Consider the following 20,309-nt stretch of genomic DNA (forward strand, 5'->3'; position numbering starts at 1 on the left):
CAAAAAGAATTTTTAGGAAATAAGTTTTTGAATTTAAAAGCGGGTCCAGGGCGGAGCCCTTCTTCCCTCTTTCGGTACAAGTAGCGAAAAAATTAAAGGAATTCATATTTTGTAAAGATTAGAATTGAGGATTAGATAGAGATTTTGGAAATGAGAAGTTTTTAAAAATAAGCTTTTGAATTTAAAAGCGGGTCCAGGGCGGAGCCCTTCTCCATTTCTTTTGGTAAAAATAACGAAAAAGTTAAAGGATTTCATATTTTGTAAAGATTAGAATTGAGGAAGTATTTTTGAAAAAACTAAGATTCAAAAAATTATAGAATCTGATTTTCGGAATTTTTAAAGTGAGTAAAAGTTTAGAATTTGGGAGGTATTTATGGAAGAAAAAATAAAATACAAAATACTTGTTACAGGCGGAGCAGGATTCATAGGTTCTAACCTTGTAGATAAACTGATAGAAATTGGTCATACTGTAGTTGTGGTAGATAATCTTTCAACAGGGAATGCAGATTTTTTATCACCGTTAGCTTTATTTTATCAACAGGATATTCGAGATTATAAGGTTTTAGATATGATTTTTGAATCACATAAATTTGATTATGTTTTTCATTTGGCGGCACAAATTTCTGTTCCTGATTCTGTTAAAAATCCTAATAAAGACGCAGAAATTAACATAATGGGCACTTTAAATTTATTGGAACTTTGTTTAAAGTATGGGGTCAAGAAACTTATTTTTTCTTCTACAGGTGGTGCAATATACGGGGATAATGCACCAATACCAACAAGTGAAGAATATTGCCCACATCCTATGAGTCCTTACGCTATTTCAAAATTGGCGAGTGAACATTATATAAGATTTTTTTCAGATCAATATTCATTGAACTATTCAATTTTGAGATATTCAAACGTTTATGGACCTAAGCAAACTCCTAAAGGGGAAGCAGGTGTAGTAGCTATTTTTACTGAAAAAATGTTAAACAATGAAGAAACATATATTTATGGAGATGGAGAGCAAGTTAGAGATTTTATACATGTATACGATGTTGTTGAAGCGAATATCTTATCTTTGCAGAAAGGTGATAAAGAAGTTATTAACATTTCTACAAATTCAAAAACCACAATAAATGAACTTTTTAATATTATGAAGAAAGAAACAGAATATAATAAATTTCCCATTTATAAACCCCAAAGAGCCGGAGATATAAATGTTAGTTTGCTTTCAAACGATAAGGCAAAAATAGTTTTAGGTTGGTATCCAAAGTTAAAACTTCAAGAAGGAGTGAAGAACACTATTGACTGGTACAGAACCTCTATATGAAAAAATCAGGCCTCAAAAGATAGAAGATATTTTAGGTAATGAAAAGTTAAAAGAAATACTAAAAACCTGGGTAAATAATAAAAGAATAAGATCTTTCGTTATTTGGGGAGAGCCAGGTAGTGGAAAGTCAACTATAATTAGAGCTTTATTAAATGACATTAAAGATTTATATGAAATTTATTCTATTTCTGGTGCTCTTGAAGGTAAGAAAAAGATAAAAAGTATTATAGAGAAAGAAAACAACCTTTTTTCGAAATCAAAACTACTGTTTGTGGATGAAATACATAGACTTAATAAGGCAGAACAAGATACTTTACTTTTAAGCGTTGAAACAGGTGAATTAACGCTGATAGGAGCGACAACCGAAAATCCTGCTATTAGCATTAACCCTGCATTACTATCCAGGATCTTAGTTTTCAAGACTAACGAACTTGCCGAAAAAGATTATGAAATTTTATTTGATAATATTGAAAAATATTATGGTGATTTAAGAATAGAAAAAGAAGCAAGAAAAGCACTCGTCGAATACGCTGGAAAAGATATAAGAAGAATAATGAATTTAATAGAAACTACTAAAGAAGCTGGAAATAATCAAATAACTCTTGAATTGTTGAAAGATTTCACAGGATATCGATTGAATTATGATATAAAAAGTAAGTATGGTTTCATTTCTGCTTATATAAAAAGTGTAAGAGGTAGTGATCCAGACGCCGCTATTTTATATCTTGCTTACATGTTAGAAAGCGGTGAAGATCCTATGTATATTGCAAGAAGAATGGTTATTTTATCTTCAGAAGATATTGGCTTAGCTGACCCTAACGCTATAAACATAGCAGTTTCTGCGATGGTGGCAACAGAACATATAGGATATCCTGAATGTTATTTGCCTTTATCTGAAGCAACACTTTATTTGTGTGCATGTCCAAAATCTAATTCGTCTTATTTAGCTTATGCTCAAGCTAAAGAATTTATAAGTCAAAATAATTTTGAAATACCTGCCAAATTAATAAATCCCTTAAATAAAACGATGCAAAAACAAGGATTCGGTTTAAATTATAAGTATCCTCACGATTATGGAGGATTTGTAAAAGAAAGTTATATGCCTGAAGGTTTTGAAAAACTACAGTTTTTTACTCCCAAAGATATTGGCGTTGAAAAAAGGATAAAAGAAAGATTAAAAGAACTATGGAAAGATCAAAAAAAATATTAAAAACGTGAAAATGAATTTTTTTTCATTTTTTAAAAATGAAAAAGGAACAATGAAATATTTTTCACCAAAAACAAATAATTGTTAATAAATATGAATAAAATTGTTTATTTAAACTTTTCTTGCTTGACAATTCGTGTTCACATATATTATAATTAATGGAGACATAATAAATAAAGGTTTTTTAGAAATAAAAAATAATAGGATTCGAACTTATAATCAGCTGATGAGGTGAATATATTGGATATACCAATACTTGATGTGAGAAATTTAAGTACTCATTTTCCTATAGCAGAAGGAACAGTAAAAGCTGTAAATCAAGTTTTTTTTACCTTAAATAAAAATGAATCACTGGGTATTGTTGGAGAAACGGGATCAGGTAAAAGTGTTACGATGAAGTCGGTTATGGGTTTAATAAAGAAACCTGGTTATGTTACGGAAGATAGTCAGATTTTGTTTTATACCGATGAGTTTAATAAAAAAGGTCAAAAAGAATATGTAGATCTTGCAAAGATAAAATCAAAAGATTTTACTAGAATAAGAGGAAAACATATAGGCATGGTTTTTCAAGATCCAATGTCTTCGTTGAATCCAATGTTTACAATAGCTGATCAAATGATAGAAACTATAGTATATCATCAGAACGTGTCAATTGATGAAGCAAGAGAGAGAGCTATAAAGCTTTTAGATGATGTAGGAATAGCTAATCCTGATGAAAGAATAGATAATTATCCTTTTCAGTTTTCAGGCGGGCAAAGGCAGAGGATAGTTATAGCTATAAGCCTTTCTTGTAATCCTGAAATTCTTATAGCTGATGAACCAACTACTGCTTTAGATGTTACCATTCAAGCTCAAATATTAGAATTGATGAAAGATTTGCAAAACGAATATGAAATGGGCTTAATATATATAACTCATGACTTATCTGTTATTGCTGAAATTGCAGATAAAGTTATGGTTATGTACGGTGGTACACAGATGGAAGTAGCAGACATTTATACATTATTTGAAAAACCTATGCATCCATATACTAATGCACTATTTTCATGTATTCCAAGGCATGATATAAAGAAAGAGGAGCTCAATCCTATAAAAGGTCAGCCTCCAGTGATGCTTGATCCACCTCCATTGTGCCCTTTTTTGCCAAGATGTCAAAATTCAATAGATAAATGTAAGAAAGAATGGCCGGATCTTGTTGAAATTGAAGAAGATCATTTTTTGAGATGTTTTAATCCTAATACAACATTTTCTAAAGATGGCTCAAAATTTTTAGATAGCAGCAAGGAGGCACTTTAATGCTTTTAAAAGTTCGAAATCTCAAAAAATATTTTCCTATAAAACAAGGGTTCTTGATAGATAGAACAGTAGGATATATAAAAGCAGTGGATGGAGTAAGCTTAGAGTTAGATGAAAATGAAACATATGGTTTAGTTGGAGAATCTGGTTGTGGAAAAACAACTGTAGGGAAAACTATTTTAAGATTAGAAGACCCGACAACAGGCAAAATATTCCTAAACGATGAAGAGACATCACATTATTTTCTGAGTAAAAGAGAAGGGATAAAATATTTACAAAGAGAATACATTGATAAAGCAGATGAATTTTTAGATAAATTTGGAAGTAAAGAAAAAGTTTTAGAAGAAGTAGAGGATGTTGAAAAAAAATATCTCAAATACTATTTCGATAATGGTAAGGAAAAGTTCTTTGAATACATGTATAGAGGCATTGATGATAAAAGAGCGCAATTTAGAAAAAGTGTTCAAATTGTTTTTCAAGATCCAACTTCTTCGTTAAATTCAAGAATGACCGTGGGTCAGATGTTGATGGAACCTTTGCTTTTTCATAGAATTGCTAAAAATAGGCTTCAAGCTAAAAATATTGTACTTGATATTTTACAAAAAGTAGGCTTAAAATCATATCATTCAGATAGATATCCACATCAATTTTCTGGTGGACAAAGGCAAAGAGTTGCAGTAGCAAGAGCTATAATTTTAAATCCTAAATTGATAATTTTAGACGAGCCAACTTCAGCACTTGATGTTTCAGTTCAAGCACAAATAATTAATTTACTCAAAGAGTTACAGAAAGAATTTAAAGTTGGATATCTTTTTATTTCTCACGATTTGGGATTAGTAAGGTTTATTTCGGATCATGTAGGGGTTATGTATTTAGGAAGGGTCGTAGAATATGGAGATGGAACTGAAATATTTGACAATACTTTACACCCATATTCTCAAGCTTTACTTGAAGCTGCACCATTACCTGATCCTAAGAAGAGAAGAGACAGAAAAAAGTACCTTGTAAAGGGACAAGTGCCAAGTCCAGTTAATAGACCTAAAGGATGTTTTTTCAATCCAAGATGTAGATTTGCAATGAACCTATGTAAAGAAAATTATCCAGATTTTTATAAAGTTAATGAAAAACATCAAGTAGCATGCTTTTTATATCAAGCAGAAGAAAATTTTTCAAAGAATAAGGAAGTCAGTAAATTACATTAAACGAAAATAACAAAAAAGGAGGGGTATGCATGAAAAAGTTTTTAGTGGTTTTAGTCCTTTTGTTAAGTACATTAGTACTTTTTGCTCAGGAGGCTTACAATCCTGAGTGGTTGATAGCTGATGTAGAAGGTGGGAAAAAAGGTGGAACTCTTTACCTTGCAACAACAGCTGGTCCAAAAACCTTAAATACATACTGGGCTCAAGAGACTTCTTCGTCAGTTGTAATAAACCAAGGAGATATTTCACTTTTAGGTAGCGATTTTTATGGTCAACCTACGGAGCCTTCTCTTGCAAAGGAATGGGGCGTTGAGACTACAGAAGATGGAGGTACTCTATATTGGTTTGTAATGAGAGAAGGAGTAAAGTGGTCAGATGGTCATCCATTGACAATAGATGATGTAGTATTTACATGGGAAAAAATTATAGTCCCGGATTTAACAGCTGATGGTAATGATTTTTATAAGGATTCAGAGGGAAACCTTCCAGAGCTAACGGTTGAAGGTAATAAACTTATGTTCAAATATCCAAGTAGATTTAGATTTGGATTTGAAACTTTGGGTGGTTTTGCAATAATGCCTAAACATGTTCTTGAAGACAAAGTCACCGATGCAGAAACATTTCAGTCCACATGGACTGTTGAGCAGGTTAATCAAATAGTGGTAGGAGGACCGTTTAGAGTTACGGAATATATTGAAGGTGTGAGAGTAACTCTTGAAAGGAATCCTTATTATTTTGCTAAATCAAAAGACGGTGTTCAATTACCTTACCTTGATAGGATAGTTTTTGAAATTGTTTCGGACACGAACGTTGAAAGGTTAAAATTTGAAGCCGGTGAAATAGATATGATAGGGCCTCAAGCAAAGGACTTCCCTTCTTTGAGAGCAAAAGCTGCACAAAAAGGTTGGAGAGTAATAGTAGGTCCAACCACAGCGGCTTCTAACTTTGTTGCTTTTAATTTCAATGCGGCAGATCCTGTTCATAGAGAATGGTTTAGAAACGATAATTTCAGGAAGGCTGTTGCGTATGCTTATGATAAGCAAACTATTATAGATACTTTGTACAATGGTTTAGGAGAGCCAACTTACGGTCCAAGAACAAGTTCTTCTGCTTTCTATAATCCAGAAGTAGAAAATCTTGGTTTCAGATATTCTCTTGTTACAGCTCGAAGATTACTTCAAGAGGGAGGATTTTCTTGGAATGATAAAGGTCAATTAATAGACTGGAACGGAAATGTTGTAGAATTTGAGTTGAATACTAATGCTGAGAATGCAATGAGAGATGAAACCGCGGTTATTCTCGTAGATTCTTTGGCTAAACTTGGCATAAAAGTAAACTATAGACCTGTACAGTTTAATGCACTTGTTCAAAGAATGTATTCTCCGAACTGGGATGCTATTATCATAGGGTTAGTTGGTGGAGACGATCCTGGTTGGGGTGGCAATGTATGGTTATTGGATGGAGGCTTACATTTCTGGAATTGGTCTCCAGAAGTTATGGATTGGGTAGATCCGAATGAATATTGGGTACATCCGGCAGAAAAAAGAATAGACGAAATAATGAGAATTCAACGTTCTATTTTAGACAAAGAAGAACTCCAAAAACTGTGGGATGAATGGCAATTATTGATCGCTGAAAATCAATTACTTGTTTATACTGTTTCTCAAAATTATTTGAATATCCATAAAAATACTTTGCATTTGTATCCTGTAGAAAAATATGGAACGATTAATCCGTATGGGTACTCTTATTCACCTGGTTTATGGGCAATCGAGTACGCTTGGAAAGAATAATAATTTAGATTCGATATATGTGAGAAGGCGGAGGGGAAACCTTCTGCCTTTTTAAATTAGAGATAAGATGATTTATAAATAATATAAAATAAAAATGAAGATTTTTTAAAAATTTAAATCTAAAAGGCAGATAAAAGTTAGGCTGTAGAATTTTGAAAGACAGTAATTTTTTAAAATAAATGATTTAGAAATTAAGATCTTTTGGGTAATAATTTTTAGAATTTAAAGTGGATTTAGTGTAAAGTCTTCTATCTATTTTCCATGCAAGTAGCGAAAAAGTTAAAGAAATTCATATTTTGTGAGGATTAAAATTGATGATGTATTTTTGAAAAAACTAAATGTCAAAAAATTTGTAGAATCTGAGTTTCATAATTTTTAAAGTGAGTAAAAAAGTATAAATAGGTACTTTAGAAATGACAACTTTCTAAAAACAAGCTTTTGAATTTATAACGGGTTCAGGGCCGAGCTCTCTCCTCTCTTCTTAGCTCCATGTAGCGAAAAAGTTAAAGAAATTCATATTTTGCAAGGATTAGATAAGAACTTTAGAAATGAGAATTTTTAAAAAATAAGATTTTGAATTTACAATGGGTTCAGGGCGGAGCCCTCTTCCCCACATTCGGTACAAGTACCGAAAAGTTAAAGAAATTCATATTTTGTGAGGATTAAAATTGATGATATATTTTTGAAAAAACTAAACGTCAAAAAATTTGTAGAATCTTTCATAATTTTTAAAGTGAGTAAAAAAGTATGAAGGTAAGGAGGTACTTATTTTGCTTAAATACATAATTAGGAGATTAATTCTTGCCATTCCTGTATTATTAGGCGTGTCTGTCGTATCTTTTTTTGTAATGCAACTTGCACCAGGAGATTTTTTAGATACTTATAGAATAAATCCAAACATATCTCGTGCTAAAATTCAAGAACTCGAAACTTTATATGGGTTGGATAAAGGACCTGTCACTCAGTATTTCCTGTGGTTAGGAAACGTTTTAAAAGGTAATTGGGGATATTCTTTTGTTTATAAAATTGATGTGTGGGTTGTATTGATGAGAAGGCTTTCGGCAACTTTGTTGTTAGGAGTTACAACATTTATTTTTACTTGGGGAATTGGCATACCTTTAGGTATAGTTAGTGCTTTGCATCAGTATAAAGCTACTGATCAGATCCTTACAACAATTGGTTTAATAGGGATTTCTATTCCAAACTTTTTTTTCGCACTTTTGTGGTTGATGTGGAGTGCAAATACAGGTATTTTTCCTATTGGAGGAATGTTATCTCGAGAGTTCGCTAATTTGCCCTGGTACAAGCAAATTGGAGATTATTTTTGGCATGTTACTGGACCCATGGTTACTTTAGGAACAGCTTCATTAGCTGGGACTATGCGTGTTATGAGAGGGCAAATGCTTGATGAAATGAATCAAGATTATGTAGAATTTGCAAGGGCAAAAGGAATGCCGGAAGATATTGTTATATACAAGCATACTTTAAGAAATGCGATAAACCCTATAATTACCTCTCTTGGTTTCAGTTTATCTTCAATACTTGGAGGAGCTCTTATTACGGAATATATTTTTTCATGGCCGGGTCTCGGTACTTTAATGAGAGATGCAATTTTTCAACAAGATATTTATTTAGTTATGGCTAATTTACTTTTGCAAGGAATATTGTTAGTTATTGGTAATTTAATAGCTGACTTATTATTAGCAGCTTCTGATCCTCGAGTAAGGCTTAGAATGAGTGCTTAATGGAGGGATAGATAAGTGGATGGCAAAAAAAATAAAGACGTAAAAGTTGACAATCAAATAGGTGAATTAGAAAACGGTGAAGAACTTTTTGAAAGAGAATTTATGTCTACACCTGCTCTTATTTGGAGAGCACTAAGGAAACATAAGTTAGGGATGATTTCTTTATGGGTTTTGATAATCCTTTATTTGTGTGCGATCTTTGCTGATTTTATATCTCCTATGAATCCTTTTAATAACCATATAAAGTATAGGTTTGCTCAACCATCTAAAATATATAGAAAAGATATTTTTACGGGTGAAAGAATTGGTCCGCACACTTACCTTTATCTTTTAGAAAGGGATCCTGTAACTTATCAGAGTAGATATGTAGAGGCTACTCATTTTGATATAATAAAGGCATTAGATCCAGAATCAGGAGAGTTTACAACTTTTGAATTAGGAGCTTATAATTCTACCTACGGAGCTACCGTTACAGATATAACATATAATTTTAAAAATACGTTAATGGCTAAAACTGTTGATGGAGAATATATAGAACTAACAAGCAGTTATAAATATGATCAAAACCTTATTCCTTTATATTATTTTGACATATATCAAAGTGAAACTAAGGTATCTTTAACTGAAGAAGGACTTATAGATGTTAATAATTCAAAATTTTTAGTTGGTGAACCTATTTTGACAAATATTGATACTCGAGATTTTATTATTGCCGAACATAAGAATAACTTTAGATATGGCTATAAGTTAGCTGATAAAGAAATTGTAAGTATAGATACCTTCACTGTTTTAGAAGAGATAGATGTTTATTTTGATTATTTACCAGTTGCCTTAACGCCATCTGATTTAAAAGCGGTTAATCTAAAAAATTATCCAATTAAATTTTTTATACATTCTTGGGATTACAAACTTTTTGGCTTAATACCTACAGATTTACACTTGTTTGGCGTGGAAAAATCTTTGCTTCCCTCTATATCAGATTATTCATCTAATGATGGTATATTCTATTTATGGGGTTCAGATCAATATGGGAGAGATATACTAAGTAGAATATTTTTTGCTTCACGTATATCTTTATCTATTGGATTAGTAGGTATATTATTGACCTTCTCAATAGGCATACTTTTGGGTGGAGTTGCGGGCTATTTTGGAGGATGGATAGATGAAGTTCTTATGAGAATAACAGAGGTTTTAATGTCAATTCCAAGTTTGTATTTAATATTAACTTTAAGTGCTGTTTTGCCCAGCAACATTTCACCAGAAATAAGATACTTGTTGATTGTAGTAATATTATCTTTTATAGGATGGCCTGGCATGACAAGGGTTATTCGAGGTATGACTATGGGATTAAAACAAACCGAATTTGTTGAGGCAGCAATTGCTTTGGGTTATCCACCACGAAAGGTGATATGGAATCATTTATTACCTAATACTTATACTTATGTTATTGTTTCAGCCACGCTTTCTATTCCTTCTTATATTCTTGGAGAAGCGAGTCTCAGTTTTTTAGGTGTAGGTATAACAGAACCAGGAGCTTCTTGGGGATTGATGCTTTCTCAGGCTCAAGATATAGAAGTTATGACGAATTATCCTTGGGTTTTAATACCAGGAATATTTATTTTCATAACAGTTCTTGCTTTTAACTTATTTGGCGATGCTATAAGAGATGCTTTAGATCCAAGAGCTTTAGGAATATAATTAAATTTGAGAAAAACACTCTCAAAACTTTTTAGAGAGTGTTTTTTAAAGTTCTATGAAATTTTTTTCATTATTTAGCAATAAACAGTAATATTTTTATATAAATGCTGTTAATCAAATTTTTCGCGCTTGACAAAGAGTCTTAAAAACTATTATAATATAGATATATAGTTTTAACTTGCTTAAATTACAGTTCTAAGGTTGAAAAATGTTTGATTTTTTAGATTCTTATTAATGAATAAAAGTAATAATTGTTAAGAAATTTGTGACACAAATTTAGACACTTTAGAAAGGAAGAAGTTTGAAAAATAAGGTTTTAAATTTGTAATTAGGTTGAAGAGGTGTTTTAAAGACAGTAACGTAAATTGTAAAGGAGGGGTATTATGAAGAAAGTAAGTGTTCTTTGCGTGATGTTGGTGGTATTATTTTCTGCGGTTGTTTTTGCAGAAAAAGGTCCTATGCCTGACAAGGTGTATTTTGATGTTAGGATGCAACAAGAAGTTGCGGTTCGGGATGTTGCTGCAGGAAATCTTGATATATATATGAATTCAGTTCCAGCATCTATTATGAATTCTTTGCCTCAGTCCATCTTGAATAATTTGGAAGTTTATTCTGTTCCATCTGGTTCGTGGTCCTTACTTTTTAACCCCGTTCCTAACGAGCCTCCTTATACTGTGAAAATTGGAAATAAAGAATATTTTAATCCTTTAGCTATACAAGAAGTAAGATTTGCTATGAACTTTTTGATAAATAGACAGTATATTGTAGATGAGATTCAACAAGGTGCAGGAGGTCCAATGTTTACTGTGGCAACTCCGGGTCAGCCTGGAACCCAGCCTTACATAGAGATAGCTGCTAATATGGGATTAACACCTGAAGGAAATCAAGAATTAGCTCTTGAAATGATAGAAGAGGCCATGACGAAAGCGGCTAATTTGCCAGAAAACCGAGGAAGGTTAATAAAACAAGGCCAATGGTGGACATTTGATGGAGAACCTGTAACGTTGAAATTCTTGATTCGTGTTGATGATCCTGAAGGAAGATTAAAATCTGGAAGATACATTGCCGATCAGATAGAAAAAGCTGGAATAAAAGTGGAAAGATTGGAAAGGGATAGGAGCGCTATTACAACAGCTTATTATTCAAATCCAGCTGATCTTGAATGGCATATTTATACAGAAGGCTGGGGAGCAGGAGCAACAAGAAAGTATTGGCACCATATTGTATCTCAAATGTATGCTCCATGGTATGCTAATATGCCAGGTGGAGGAGATCCTGCTCACTGGAATTATGTGCACGAAGAAATCGATAATTTAACTCTAAAGGTCTATAGTGGTAACTTTTCTACAGAAGAAGAGTACTGGGATGCGATTTTAAGAGCGACAGAGTTAGGTTTGGAAGATTCTGTAAGAATATATATTTCATATCAGCAAGATTATTATGTAGCGAACAAAAATAATTACAATAGAAGAGTGGTTTATGGATTAGGTGATGGCTTGAATCAGTGGTCTATTATAACCTCAGATACTAAAAATAGAGAATTAAGGGTAACTCAATATTCTGCTCAAGGTGTTTTATTTATGAGTGCGTGGGATCCAGTAGGAACAAACGGATTCAACGATACTTTTTCCATAAATATTGCTTCCACCATGTACGATTATGGGATGTTTGAGAGTCCGGCTTCTGCTGATATTACACCTGCAAAGATTATTCCAAGATTAGATACTTTGGATACAAAATTTGAGTTAGGCGAAGATGGAGAACTAGTTGGATTGATAGAGGTTCCGGAAGATGCTATCAAATTTGATCCATTCACCAAGCAATGGGTGAATGTTGGTCCTGGATTAACTTCTATAAGTGTTTGTACATATGATATTGTATACGGTGTTTGGAATAATGGTGTTTCAGAAAGTTTGGCAGATTATATGTTTGGACCTGCTTATGCATGGGATCTTTCAGTTGACTCTGGAAGTGGTGATACAAGGTATGATCCAACTTATTCGACAAGTATGATGCCAACATTAGAAGTTGAAGTTGCAAGAAAGCTTAACCCAGATGGTTCTATAACGGTATGGTTCAATTATAATTTCCCTGTTGATCATATGTATCTTGCTTCATGGGGTGCCCCATGGTGGAATGTATCTGCTTCTAATCAACCTGTAGGAGTTTCATGGGAAATAGTTGAAGCTTTGACAAGATTAGTTGAAAAGGGAGGAGCTTCAGGGAGACAGTATACTTTCTCTGCAACTTCGGCAGGAGGGAATGTTTATGAAGTAGATGTTATAGAACCAGTATGTGTTGGTGATATAAAAGTTGAATTGCAAAAAATGATTGATGAAAAGTATGTTCCAGTTTATATAAAAGATTATGTGACTCCCGAAGAAGCCGTTGAAAGATATAGAACTTCTCTTAATTTTATTAACAAGCATAACCATGCTTATATAGGGAACGGGCCATTTCTGATGGAAAGATACGATCCCGTTGGAAGATTCGTTGAATTAACAGCAGTAAGAGATGAACGATATCCTTTTGAACGTGGTTATTGGAATGAATATTTTGAGACCACAAGATTGAATATTGATGGAATAGATTTAGCTTTTGCAGCTCTTGCTGCTATTGATTTACCAGTGTATATACATGTATCTGAAGTTCTTTACCCTTACGATACAGCTACTCCTGCAGAAGGAGGAAACGTTGAAGTTGCATTGATAGCCCTTGGTAATAAATGGACTTTTAAAGCAGAACCTGAAGCAGCAGGCTTGTTCTTGGCGACAATTCCATCAAGCGTTCTTATGACTTTAGAACCAGGTACTTATTCAGTAGTTGTTACAGCAACATCTGAAGGAGCAATACCTTCAACATATTCAACATCGATAATTGTTTATTAAAAGTTAATCTCTTTGAAATAAAATATAGCAATCATTTACAGGCGTCCCCTTAAAAGGGGAGGCCTGTATTTATGGTAATTATAGAAGTTAAGATGAAGAGGTGGTCAATTTTATGTATTGGAGATACGCTATAAAAAGAATTCTTATGGGAATACTAATTTATGTAATCATTATTTTTATATATTCTATTCTTTTCAATACAGTTATGGAAGAAACTCTGAATGGTCAGATAATAGAGATTGTCAACGGAGAAATGCTCAAAATGTCACAAGTTGGAACAGATCCAGAATATTTGTTACAGTATAGGCAAATCAGGATCAAAGAATTAAGAACTTTGTATCATTTAGACGATCCTCTTCCCAGTAGAATCTTTTGGAGGGCTATAAATACATTAACTTTTAATTATGGCAATTCTACAATAATGAGGTCTTTCAAAGGAGAGACAGATGTTCTTGCTATAGTTTTAGAAAGAATTCCTTATACTTTGCTTCTTTTTACCGTTGCTATATTAATTGATATAGTTGTTGGAGTGTCTCTCGGAATAAAAAAAGCTCAAAGGGCAGGAAAATTAATGGACCAAACTACTTCAATTATAACAATGGTAGTGTATGGTTTGCCAAGTTGGTGGTTTGGAATGGTGATGATTATGTTGTTTGCTTTTACTATTCCCATTTTCCCATCGGGTGGATTCAATAGTGTTCCACCTCCTAATACATTTTTGGCAAGAGTTGTAGATACTTTATATCACCTCGCTCTTCCTGTAATAACTTTAGTTTTCATAGGTTTTTGGGGAAGGGCATACTTAACAAGAAATATCGTTTTAGGAAATTTGCAAGAAGATTTTATAATGTCCGCCAGGGCAAGAGGTATACCTGAAAGGTCTGTTTTATATGGACATGCTATGAGAACTTCTGCACCTCCCATTCTTACCATGTCTTTGTTGTCTTTGTTAGCCTCCTTTAATGGAGCTCTTGTCTTCGAAGGTATATTCAGTTGGCCGGGTATGGGCAGTTTATATTGGGCAGCTGTTCAACAAAATGATATTCCTGTTTTATTGGGTAACCTATCAATAACAACAGCTATTTATATAGGGGGTATCGTGGTTTTAGATTTAATCTATGGATTTCTTGATCCAAGAATAAAAGTAGGTGGAAAAGCGTGAAAAAAAATAAATCAATTAATGGTCCACTTAGAGATTTTTGGAATGAATTTAAGCAATATAAGTATGGTGTTGTAGGAATTATTTTTCTCATAGTTTTTATTATTCTAGTGGTTTTTGAAAGATTTTTGGTTCCTTTCCCAGAAGCATCAAGTAGATGGAGAGATATTACCTACTGGGAAGATAATCCAAGAAGTGTGCCTCCTGTTTGGATTAATTTCTTCACTTCAAAAGATTATACACCTACCGTCTACTTTGAAGATTTAGAATTTGCAGAAAATCAGCTTGCTCCAACTATAACGGCAATGAATTATGTTTTAGAATATGAATATGATTACGATATTCCTCCTGTTGATATGATTTTGAGAGGTAGATATCAAGGTAACTTTACTGCTAACATCGTTGTCGAAAGACCTGATGGAACTACTGTAAATTTAGTGAATAAAAATTTTACTGCACCTACTATGAGAGATTTTCGTATTTCTTTGGTCAATGAAGCACAAAACAGTGTAAGAAATTTTGCAAGAAGATATCAACCCAATGTTCCACAAAATATTAGTATTTTTAGCATTTTATTTTCACAAGCCAACGAAAATATTATATCAAGTCCTCAGCCTTTAAAGGGGACATATAAATTTAATATAAACTTGATTAAAACTTCTTCCAATACTGTTATTGAAGAACCTATATTTATTGTTTCTGGCAGTGCTTCTGGTTTATTAGGAACAGATAACTCTAAAAGAGATATTTGGAGTGGTTTAGTTGCTGGACTAAAGTGGGCTTTGTTTATAGGACTTTTTACTTCTGCCATTTCTGTAGGAGTTGGAGTGATTTATGGTGTTGTATCTGCTTATTATGGAGGTATAGTCGATTCGATTATGCAAAGAATATGGGAAGTATTTATAAATATTCCATTGTTACCGGTTTTAATTGTGTTATCCGCTATATTCCAACCGAGCATTTGGACATTGATAATTATGATGTGTTTGTTTTTCTGGGTTGGACCTGTTAAGACCGTTAGAAGTATGGCTTTGCAAATAAAAGAAGAGACATTCGTAGAAGCTGCAAAAGCTTTAGGAGCCTCTAATTCACGAATAATTTTTAGACATATAGTTCCTATGCTTATACCTTATGCTTTTGCAAGTATGGCATTAAATGTACCGAGTGCTATAGTATACGAAGCTACAGTTAGTTTGTTAGGATTGGGTGATGCTTCAATAGTAACATGGGGTCAGATTCTACATGATGCTTTTAGCGGTGGTGCTGTTATAAGTGGTTATTGGTGGTGGATAGTCCCGCCAGGAATAGCGATTGCCCTTGTTGGAATGACTTTCGCATTTTTAGGTTTTGCGATGGATACTATCCTAAATCCAAAATTAAGAACGAGGTAGATAAATATGAATGATGTTTTAACAGTCAATAATTTAAAAGTTTATTATTTTACCCGAAAGGGAGTCGTTAAAGGATTGGATGATGTAAGTTTTTCTCTCAGAAATGGAGAAACGTTGGGTTTAGTAGGAGAGTCTGGTTGCGGTAAAAGTACTTTGGGGATGGGTTTATTAAGAATGCCCAATCCTCCCGGAAAGATTGTTGGAGGAGAAATTATTATAGATAATGAAAATATCGTTCCTTTAAAAGAAAGTGAAGTAAGAAAAAGAATAAGATGGAATAAGATATCTATGGTATTTCAAGGAGCTATGAACAGTCTAACACCTGTTTATACAATAAAAAAACAGATGATAGAAACCCTTCAAAATCATAAAGAGATGGAAGAAGAAGAAGCAATTAAAATTATAAAGAAGTATCTTAATCATGTAGGTTTGTCTGAAGATATTTTAAGAAGATATCCTCACGAACTTTCTGGTGGGATGAAACAACGTGTTGTAATTGCGATGGCTTTGTTTTTGGAACCAAAAATAATCATCGCTGATGAACCCACAACTGCCTTGGATGTTGTTGTCCAGGCACAGATAATAAATCTTTTAAAAACTTTGAAGAAAGAACTTAATCTTTCCTTTATTTTTATAACCCATGATTTAGCTACAGAAGCTGAAGTTTCTGATAGAATAATGGTTATGTATGCCGGAAAAACTGCTGAAATAGGAACAAATTACCAAATTTATGGGCCCCAAGGTCCTGCACATCCATATACAAAAGGTTTGCTATCTTCTACTCCCAGATTGCATCAAAAAGTAGAAGAGTTAGATTTTATACCTGGTGTGCCACCCGATCTTCTAAATCCTCCAACTGGATGTAGATTCCATCTTCGTTGTCCGGTTGCTTTTGATAAGTGTAAAATGAAAGAACCACCTTTAAAAGAGATAGAGCCTGAGCATTTTGTTGCTTGTTGGAGGTGTTATGAAGATGAATGATGAAATAATATTGAGTGTAAAGAATTTAAAAAAATGGTTTCCTCTGAGAAGAACCATTAAAGAATTTTTTTCTGGAGATAGAAGATGGGTAAGAGCTGTCGATGGGGTAAGTTTTGATGTGAAAAGAGGAGAAATATTTTCTTTGATAGGAGAATCTGGATGTGGTAAAACAACGACAGGAAGGTTGATAATGAAATTGGAAGAAGCAACAGATGGAGAAATAATATTCAAAAATGAAAATATAATTTCTTTTTCAACTTTGGAAAAAATCAAAGCATACAAAGAACAAGTTCAAATGATTTTTCAAGATCCATATGCCTCAATGAATCCAAGGTTTAAGATAAGGGATGTTTTATCTGAACCTTTGATAATTCATAAAAAAGCTAAAACCTTAGAAGAGAGAGAAAATTTGGTAAGAAAAACGCTTGAAGAAGTAAAACTTATTCCTCCAGAAGAATTTATGGATAGATATCCTCACATGTTAAGTGGCGGTCAAAGGCAGAGAGTTGCAACTGCAAGAACCTTGATATTATCACCAGAATTAATAGTGGCAGATGAGCCCGTTTCTATGATAGATTTGTCAACGAGAGCGGAAATTTTACACATGATGAAAGAAGTTCAAAAAAATTTACAACTAACATATATTTATATAACTCATGATTTATCTACAGCAAGATACTTTTGCGATAGAATAGCTGTTATGTATCTTGGAAAAATAGTTGAATTAGGTAATGCAGACGAAATAATTGAAAATCCTTTACACCCTTACACTAAAGCTCTTATAGAAGCCGTACCAGAACCTTTACCTGGTAAAGAGAATCAGATTAAAGAGATCCCAATAAAAGGGGAAGTGCCATCTGCTGCAAATGTGCCTAAAGGATGCAGATTTCATCCAAGATGTATCTATGCCCAGCCGAAATGCTATGAAAGTGTAGAAGACCCTGAGCTTGTAGAAGATTCTAATGGACATTTTGTTGCCTGTTATAGGTATAAAGAAATTAATACTGTTCCAGAAAAGGCTAATAGGTAGGAATAAAAATATCCCCACGATTACTAATCGTGGGGATATTTTTAGATATTTTCTAAGGCAATTTTAGTCCAACCTTCTAAATTTACGTATGGCATTTGTAGTATTTCTTCTTTTTTAAGCCACTTACTTTGAAAGTTTTCTACTTCTTTGATTTCAGCATGTTCAACAAACCCTATAAATAAAATTCCTAAATGTACGTTTGATACTTCTTCAGAGTCATCGTTTATTATTCCTTTATAAATATATTTTGAATTTGAAGTAAGCCATAACTCTTCGTTGATTTCTCTATCCATGCCGTTGAAGAACGTTTGTTCTTTAGAGATTCCTATATCATTTTTGTTTATGTGTCCACCAATACCAATAGAGATCTTATTGTGTAGTCGCTTTTCTCCTTGATTTTGAGTTCTTTTCAGGACTAAAATCTTATTTTCTTTATTCTTAAAAACAACGTATGGGATTATTTGCCTAAAATTGTTATCACTTTCTATTTTATTTCTCTCATAAAAATTTCCGTATTCTAAAATTTTTCCAAAATCAGAAAATTTTATCTTTATAAAGTTTTTAAAATCTGCATTTATTTTTTCGTTTATTATTCTGTTTGAGACCGCCAAAATTTGTTCATTCATTCTATAATCTCCAACGTAATATTATCGTTTGTATAAATACATATTTCTCCAGCTATTTTCAAAGATTGTTTTGCAATTTCTTCGGCATCCAACTCTGTATTTCTCAAAAGAGCCATAGCTGCCGCGTAAGCATAAGGTCCACCAGAACCTATAGCTATCGCATTCTCTTGTGGCTCCATAACTTCGCCATTTCCAGAAATTAATAACATATTTTCTTTGTCAGCAACAAGTAATAGAGCTTCTAACCTTCTTAAAGCTTTATCCATTCTCCATTCTTTTGTTAAATCAACTGCTGCTTTCATCAAATTACCATGAGATGCTTTATATTTTCCTTCAAATCTTTCATATAAAGCTAAAGCATCCGCGACAGAACCAGCGAACCCTGATATTACTTTTCCATCGCCTATTCTTCTAACCTTTTTTGCGTTTCCTTTGAAGACAGTTTCGCCCATTGTTACTTGGCCATCTCCACCTATGACAGTTTTACCATTTTTTTTAACACCTATTATTGTCGTTCCATTAAATTGCATCTAAAAAACCTCCTTAGCACATTTTGATTACTTACTTTAGAAATTTTAAAACTTAGTTTTTCAAAAATACCTCCTAAACTCTAATCCTAACAGAATATGAATTTCTTTAATTTTTTCGCTATGTGTAGCTAAGAAGAGAGGGGAGGGCTCTGCCCTGGACCCGCTATAAATTCAAAATTCTATTTTTAGAAAATTCTCATTTCTAAAGTCCCTGCTTCTTTTCTAATAATTCTAAGTTCTAATCCTTACTAATCCCTAATTTTTTTTACCTTTTTCGGTACTTGTACCGAAGGAAGGGGGAGAGGGCTCTGCCCTGGACCCGCTATAAATTCAAAATTCTATTTTTAGAAAATTCTCATTTCTAAAGTCCCTGCTTTTTTTCTAATAATTCTAAGTTCTAATCCTTACTAATCCCTAATTTTTTACCTTTTTCGGTACTTGTACCGAAGGAAGGGGGAGAGGGCTCCGCCCTGACCCCATTATAAATTCAAGATGTTATTTTCTAAAAAATATCATTTCTAAAGTCCTTATAAATTAACTCACTATTTTGATAGCTCATGTTTTAGTAGATATTGTGATTTTGAAGAATAATCCTTATTAAATCGTCAAAAGTAATTCCAACAGCTTTAGCAGAAGTTGGAAGATCGCTTAAATCTGTTAAGCCAGGAACAGTGTTAACTTCAAGCACATAAATTTCATTCTCTGTGAGGATTGCATCTATTCTTAACATATCTTTGAACTGTAGTAAGTTTAAAATAGTTTTTCCTATATTTTCAATTTTATTTAGTATTTTTTCTGGTGTATGTTTCCACGGTATTAGAGTAGTTAATCCTTCAGTATACTTTGCTTCATAATCATAAAATTCTTTCTTTGGAATAATTTCAAGTATAGGTAACAGTACGAAATCTTCTTTTTTTTGAATGTAAGATATGGTTATCTCAGTACCTTTTATGTATTTTTGTATCAAGATTTCATGAAATTCTTTTAAATTCTGATTTAAGTATCTTTCATATTCTTCTTTATTATGAATAATAAAAACACCTTTACTTGAACCACTCTTTCTTGGTTTAATAATTAAGGGAAATTCAAAAGGATTATTTATAAATTTTGTTGTATATATTGTTTCGGGCATGGGAAATAGGTTTTTATATAAACTATAGAAAGTGTATTTATCATAAGTCGCAAAACAAGACTCAGGTTTAGAACACGTATAATCAATTTCCAAAAATTCTAAAAGTGAAGCTAATCTTCCATCTTCTCCATAATCTCCATGAACAATGTTAAAAACAAATTTATAATTCTGAATTTTTTCTATAAAATTATTTTCTATTAAATCTATTATTATTGGATTGTGACCTAAAATTTTTAAACTTTTAAAGATATTTTCAGCACTTTTAAAAGATATTTCTCTTTCTAAGGATTTTCCTCCTGCGATAATAGGAATATTCATT

15 protein-coding genes are annotated in these 20,309 nt (G+C 32.7%); 12 read left to right on the top strand and 3 right to left on the bottom strand.

Annotation, left to right across the window (positions count from 1 at the left end):
• Positions 1 to 373: 373 nt before the first annotated feature.
• The 12 genes from X924_RS04040 to X924_RS04095 all read left to right on the top strand — a co-directional run bounded on the left by X924_RS04040 (position 374) and on the right by X924_RS04095 (position 17,702).
• Complete coding sequence (locus X924_RS04040) at positions 374 to 1,315, top strand: NAD-dependent epimerase/dehydratase family protein (RefSeq protein ID WP_121957663.1); 942 nt, start codon at positions 374 to 376, stop codon at positions 1,313 to 1,315.
• The gene (locus X924_RS04045) at positions 1,290 to 2,525 is read left to right on the top strand and encodes a replication-associated recombination protein A (protein ID WP_121957664.1); all 1,236 of its coding nucleotides are present in this window, start codon (positions 1,290 to 1,292) and stop codon (positions 2,523 to 2,525) included. Before X924_RS04040 ends, X924_RS04045 begins: the two co-directional genes overlap by 26 nt.
• A 234-nt stretch (positions 2,526 to 2,759) precedes the next feature.
• Complete coding sequence (locus tag X924_RS04050) at positions 2,760 to 3,818, top strand: ABC transporter ATP-binding protein (RefSeq protein ID WP_369826022.1); 1,059 nt, start codon at positions 2,760 to 2,762, stop codon at positions 3,816 to 3,818.
• Positions 3,818 to 5,020 (top strand): ABC transporter ATP-binding protein, encoded by a 1,203-nt coding sequence (locus X924_RS04055; protein ID WP_121957666.1) that lies wholly within the window; start codon positions 3,818 to 3,820, stop codon positions 5,018 to 5,020. The genes X924_RS04050 and X924_RS04055 overlap by 1 nt, the downstream gene beginning before the upstream one ends.
• A gap of 29 nt (positions 5,021 to 5,049) precedes the next feature.
• Positions 5,050 to 6,810 (top strand): ABC transporter substrate-binding protein, encoded by a 1,761-nt coding sequence (locus X924_RS04060; RefSeq protein ID WP_121957667.1) that lies wholly within the window; start codon positions 5,050 to 5,052, stop codon positions 6,808 to 6,810.
• Between the two features lie 770 nt (positions 6,811 to 7,580).
• Positions 7,581 to 8,555, top strand: a complete 975-nt coding sequence (locus X924_RS04065) for an ABC transporter permease (RefSeq protein WP_121957668.1) — start codon at positions 7,581 to 7,583, stop codon at positions 8,553 to 8,555.
• 15 nt (positions 8,556 to 8,570) lie between these two features.
• A complete protein-coding gene (locus X924_RS04070) occupies positions 8,571 to 10,253 on the top strand; it encodes an ABC transporter permease (protein WP_233186576.1) in 1,683 nt (560 codons plus the stop codon).
• A 383-nt stretch (positions 10,254 to 10,636) separates the two neighbouring features.
• Positions 10,637 to 13,141, top strand: coding sequence for an ABC transporter substrate-binding protein (locus tag X924_RS04075; RefSeq protein WP_121957669.1), 2,505 nt, complete (start codon positions 10,637 to 10,639; stop codon positions 13,139 to 13,141).
• A gap of 112 nt (positions 13,142 to 13,253) precedes the next feature.
• Positions 13,254 to 14,303 carry an ABC transporter permease gene (locus X924_RS04080; protein ID WP_121957670.1) on the top strand — a complete coding sequence of 350 codons (1,050 nt, stop codon included), beginning with the start codon at positions 13,254 to 13,256 and terminating at the stop codon, positions 14,301 to 14,303.
• Positions 14,300 to 15,691, top strand: a complete 1,392-nt coding sequence (locus X924_RS04085; RefSeq protein WP_121957671.1) for an ABC transporter permease — start codon at positions 14,300 to 14,302, stop codon at positions 15,689 to 15,691. Before X924_RS04080 ends, X924_RS04085 begins: the two co-directional genes overlap by 4 nt.
• 6 nt (positions 15,692 to 15,697) lie before the next feature.
• Positions 15,698 to 16,672: an ABC transporter ATP-binding protein gene (locus tag X924_RS04090; protein ID WP_121957672.1), complete on the top strand. Its 975-nt coding sequence runs from the start codon at positions 15,698 to 15,700 to the stop codon at positions 16,670 to 16,672.
• Positions 16,665 to 17,702 carry an ABC transporter ATP-binding protein gene (locus tag X924_RS04095; RefSeq protein WP_121957673.1) on the top strand — a complete coding sequence of 346 codons (1,038 nt, stop codon included), beginning with the start codon at positions 16,665 to 16,667 and terminating at the stop codon, positions 17,700 to 17,702. The genes X924_RS04090 and X924_RS04095 overlap by 8 nt, the downstream gene beginning before the upstream one ends.
• A gap of 41 nt (positions 17,703 to 17,743) precedes the next feature.
• Here the strand turns inward: X924_RS04095 and X924_RS04100 are convergent, their stop codons facing one another.
• The 3 genes from X924_RS04100 to X924_RS04110 all read right to left on the bottom strand — a co-directional run bounded on the left by X924_RS04100 (position 17,744) and on the right by X924_RS04110 (position 20,308).
• On the bottom strand, positions 17,744 to 18,328 hold the full coding sequence (locus X924_RS04100; protein WP_121957674.1) for an NUDIX hydrolase: 585 nt from the start codon (positions 18,326 to 18,328) through the stop codon (positions 17,744 to 17,746).
• Positions 18,325 to 18,858 carry an ATP-dependent protease subunit HslV gene (gene hslV, locus X924_RS04105; RefSeq protein ID WP_121957675.1) on the bottom strand — a complete coding sequence of 178 codons (534 nt, stop codon included), beginning with the start codon at positions 18,856 to 18,858 and terminating at the stop codon, positions 18,325 to 18,327. The genes X924_RS04100 and hslV overlap by 4 nt, the downstream gene beginning before the upstream one ends.
• Positions 18,859 to 19,420: 562 nt before the next feature.
• Positions 19,421 to 20,308 (bottom strand): ATP-grasp domain-containing protein, encoded by an 888-nt coding sequence (locus X924_RS04110; protein ID WP_121957676.1) that lies wholly within the window; start codon positions 20,306 to 20,308, stop codon positions 19,421 to 19,423.
• Position 20,309 lies beyond the last annotated feature (1 nt).

This window comes from Petrotoga sp. 9PWA.NaAc.5.4 (genome assembly GCF_002895485.1).
Lineage (GTDB): Bacteria > Thermotogota > Thermotogae > Petrotogales > Petrotogaceae > AZRK01.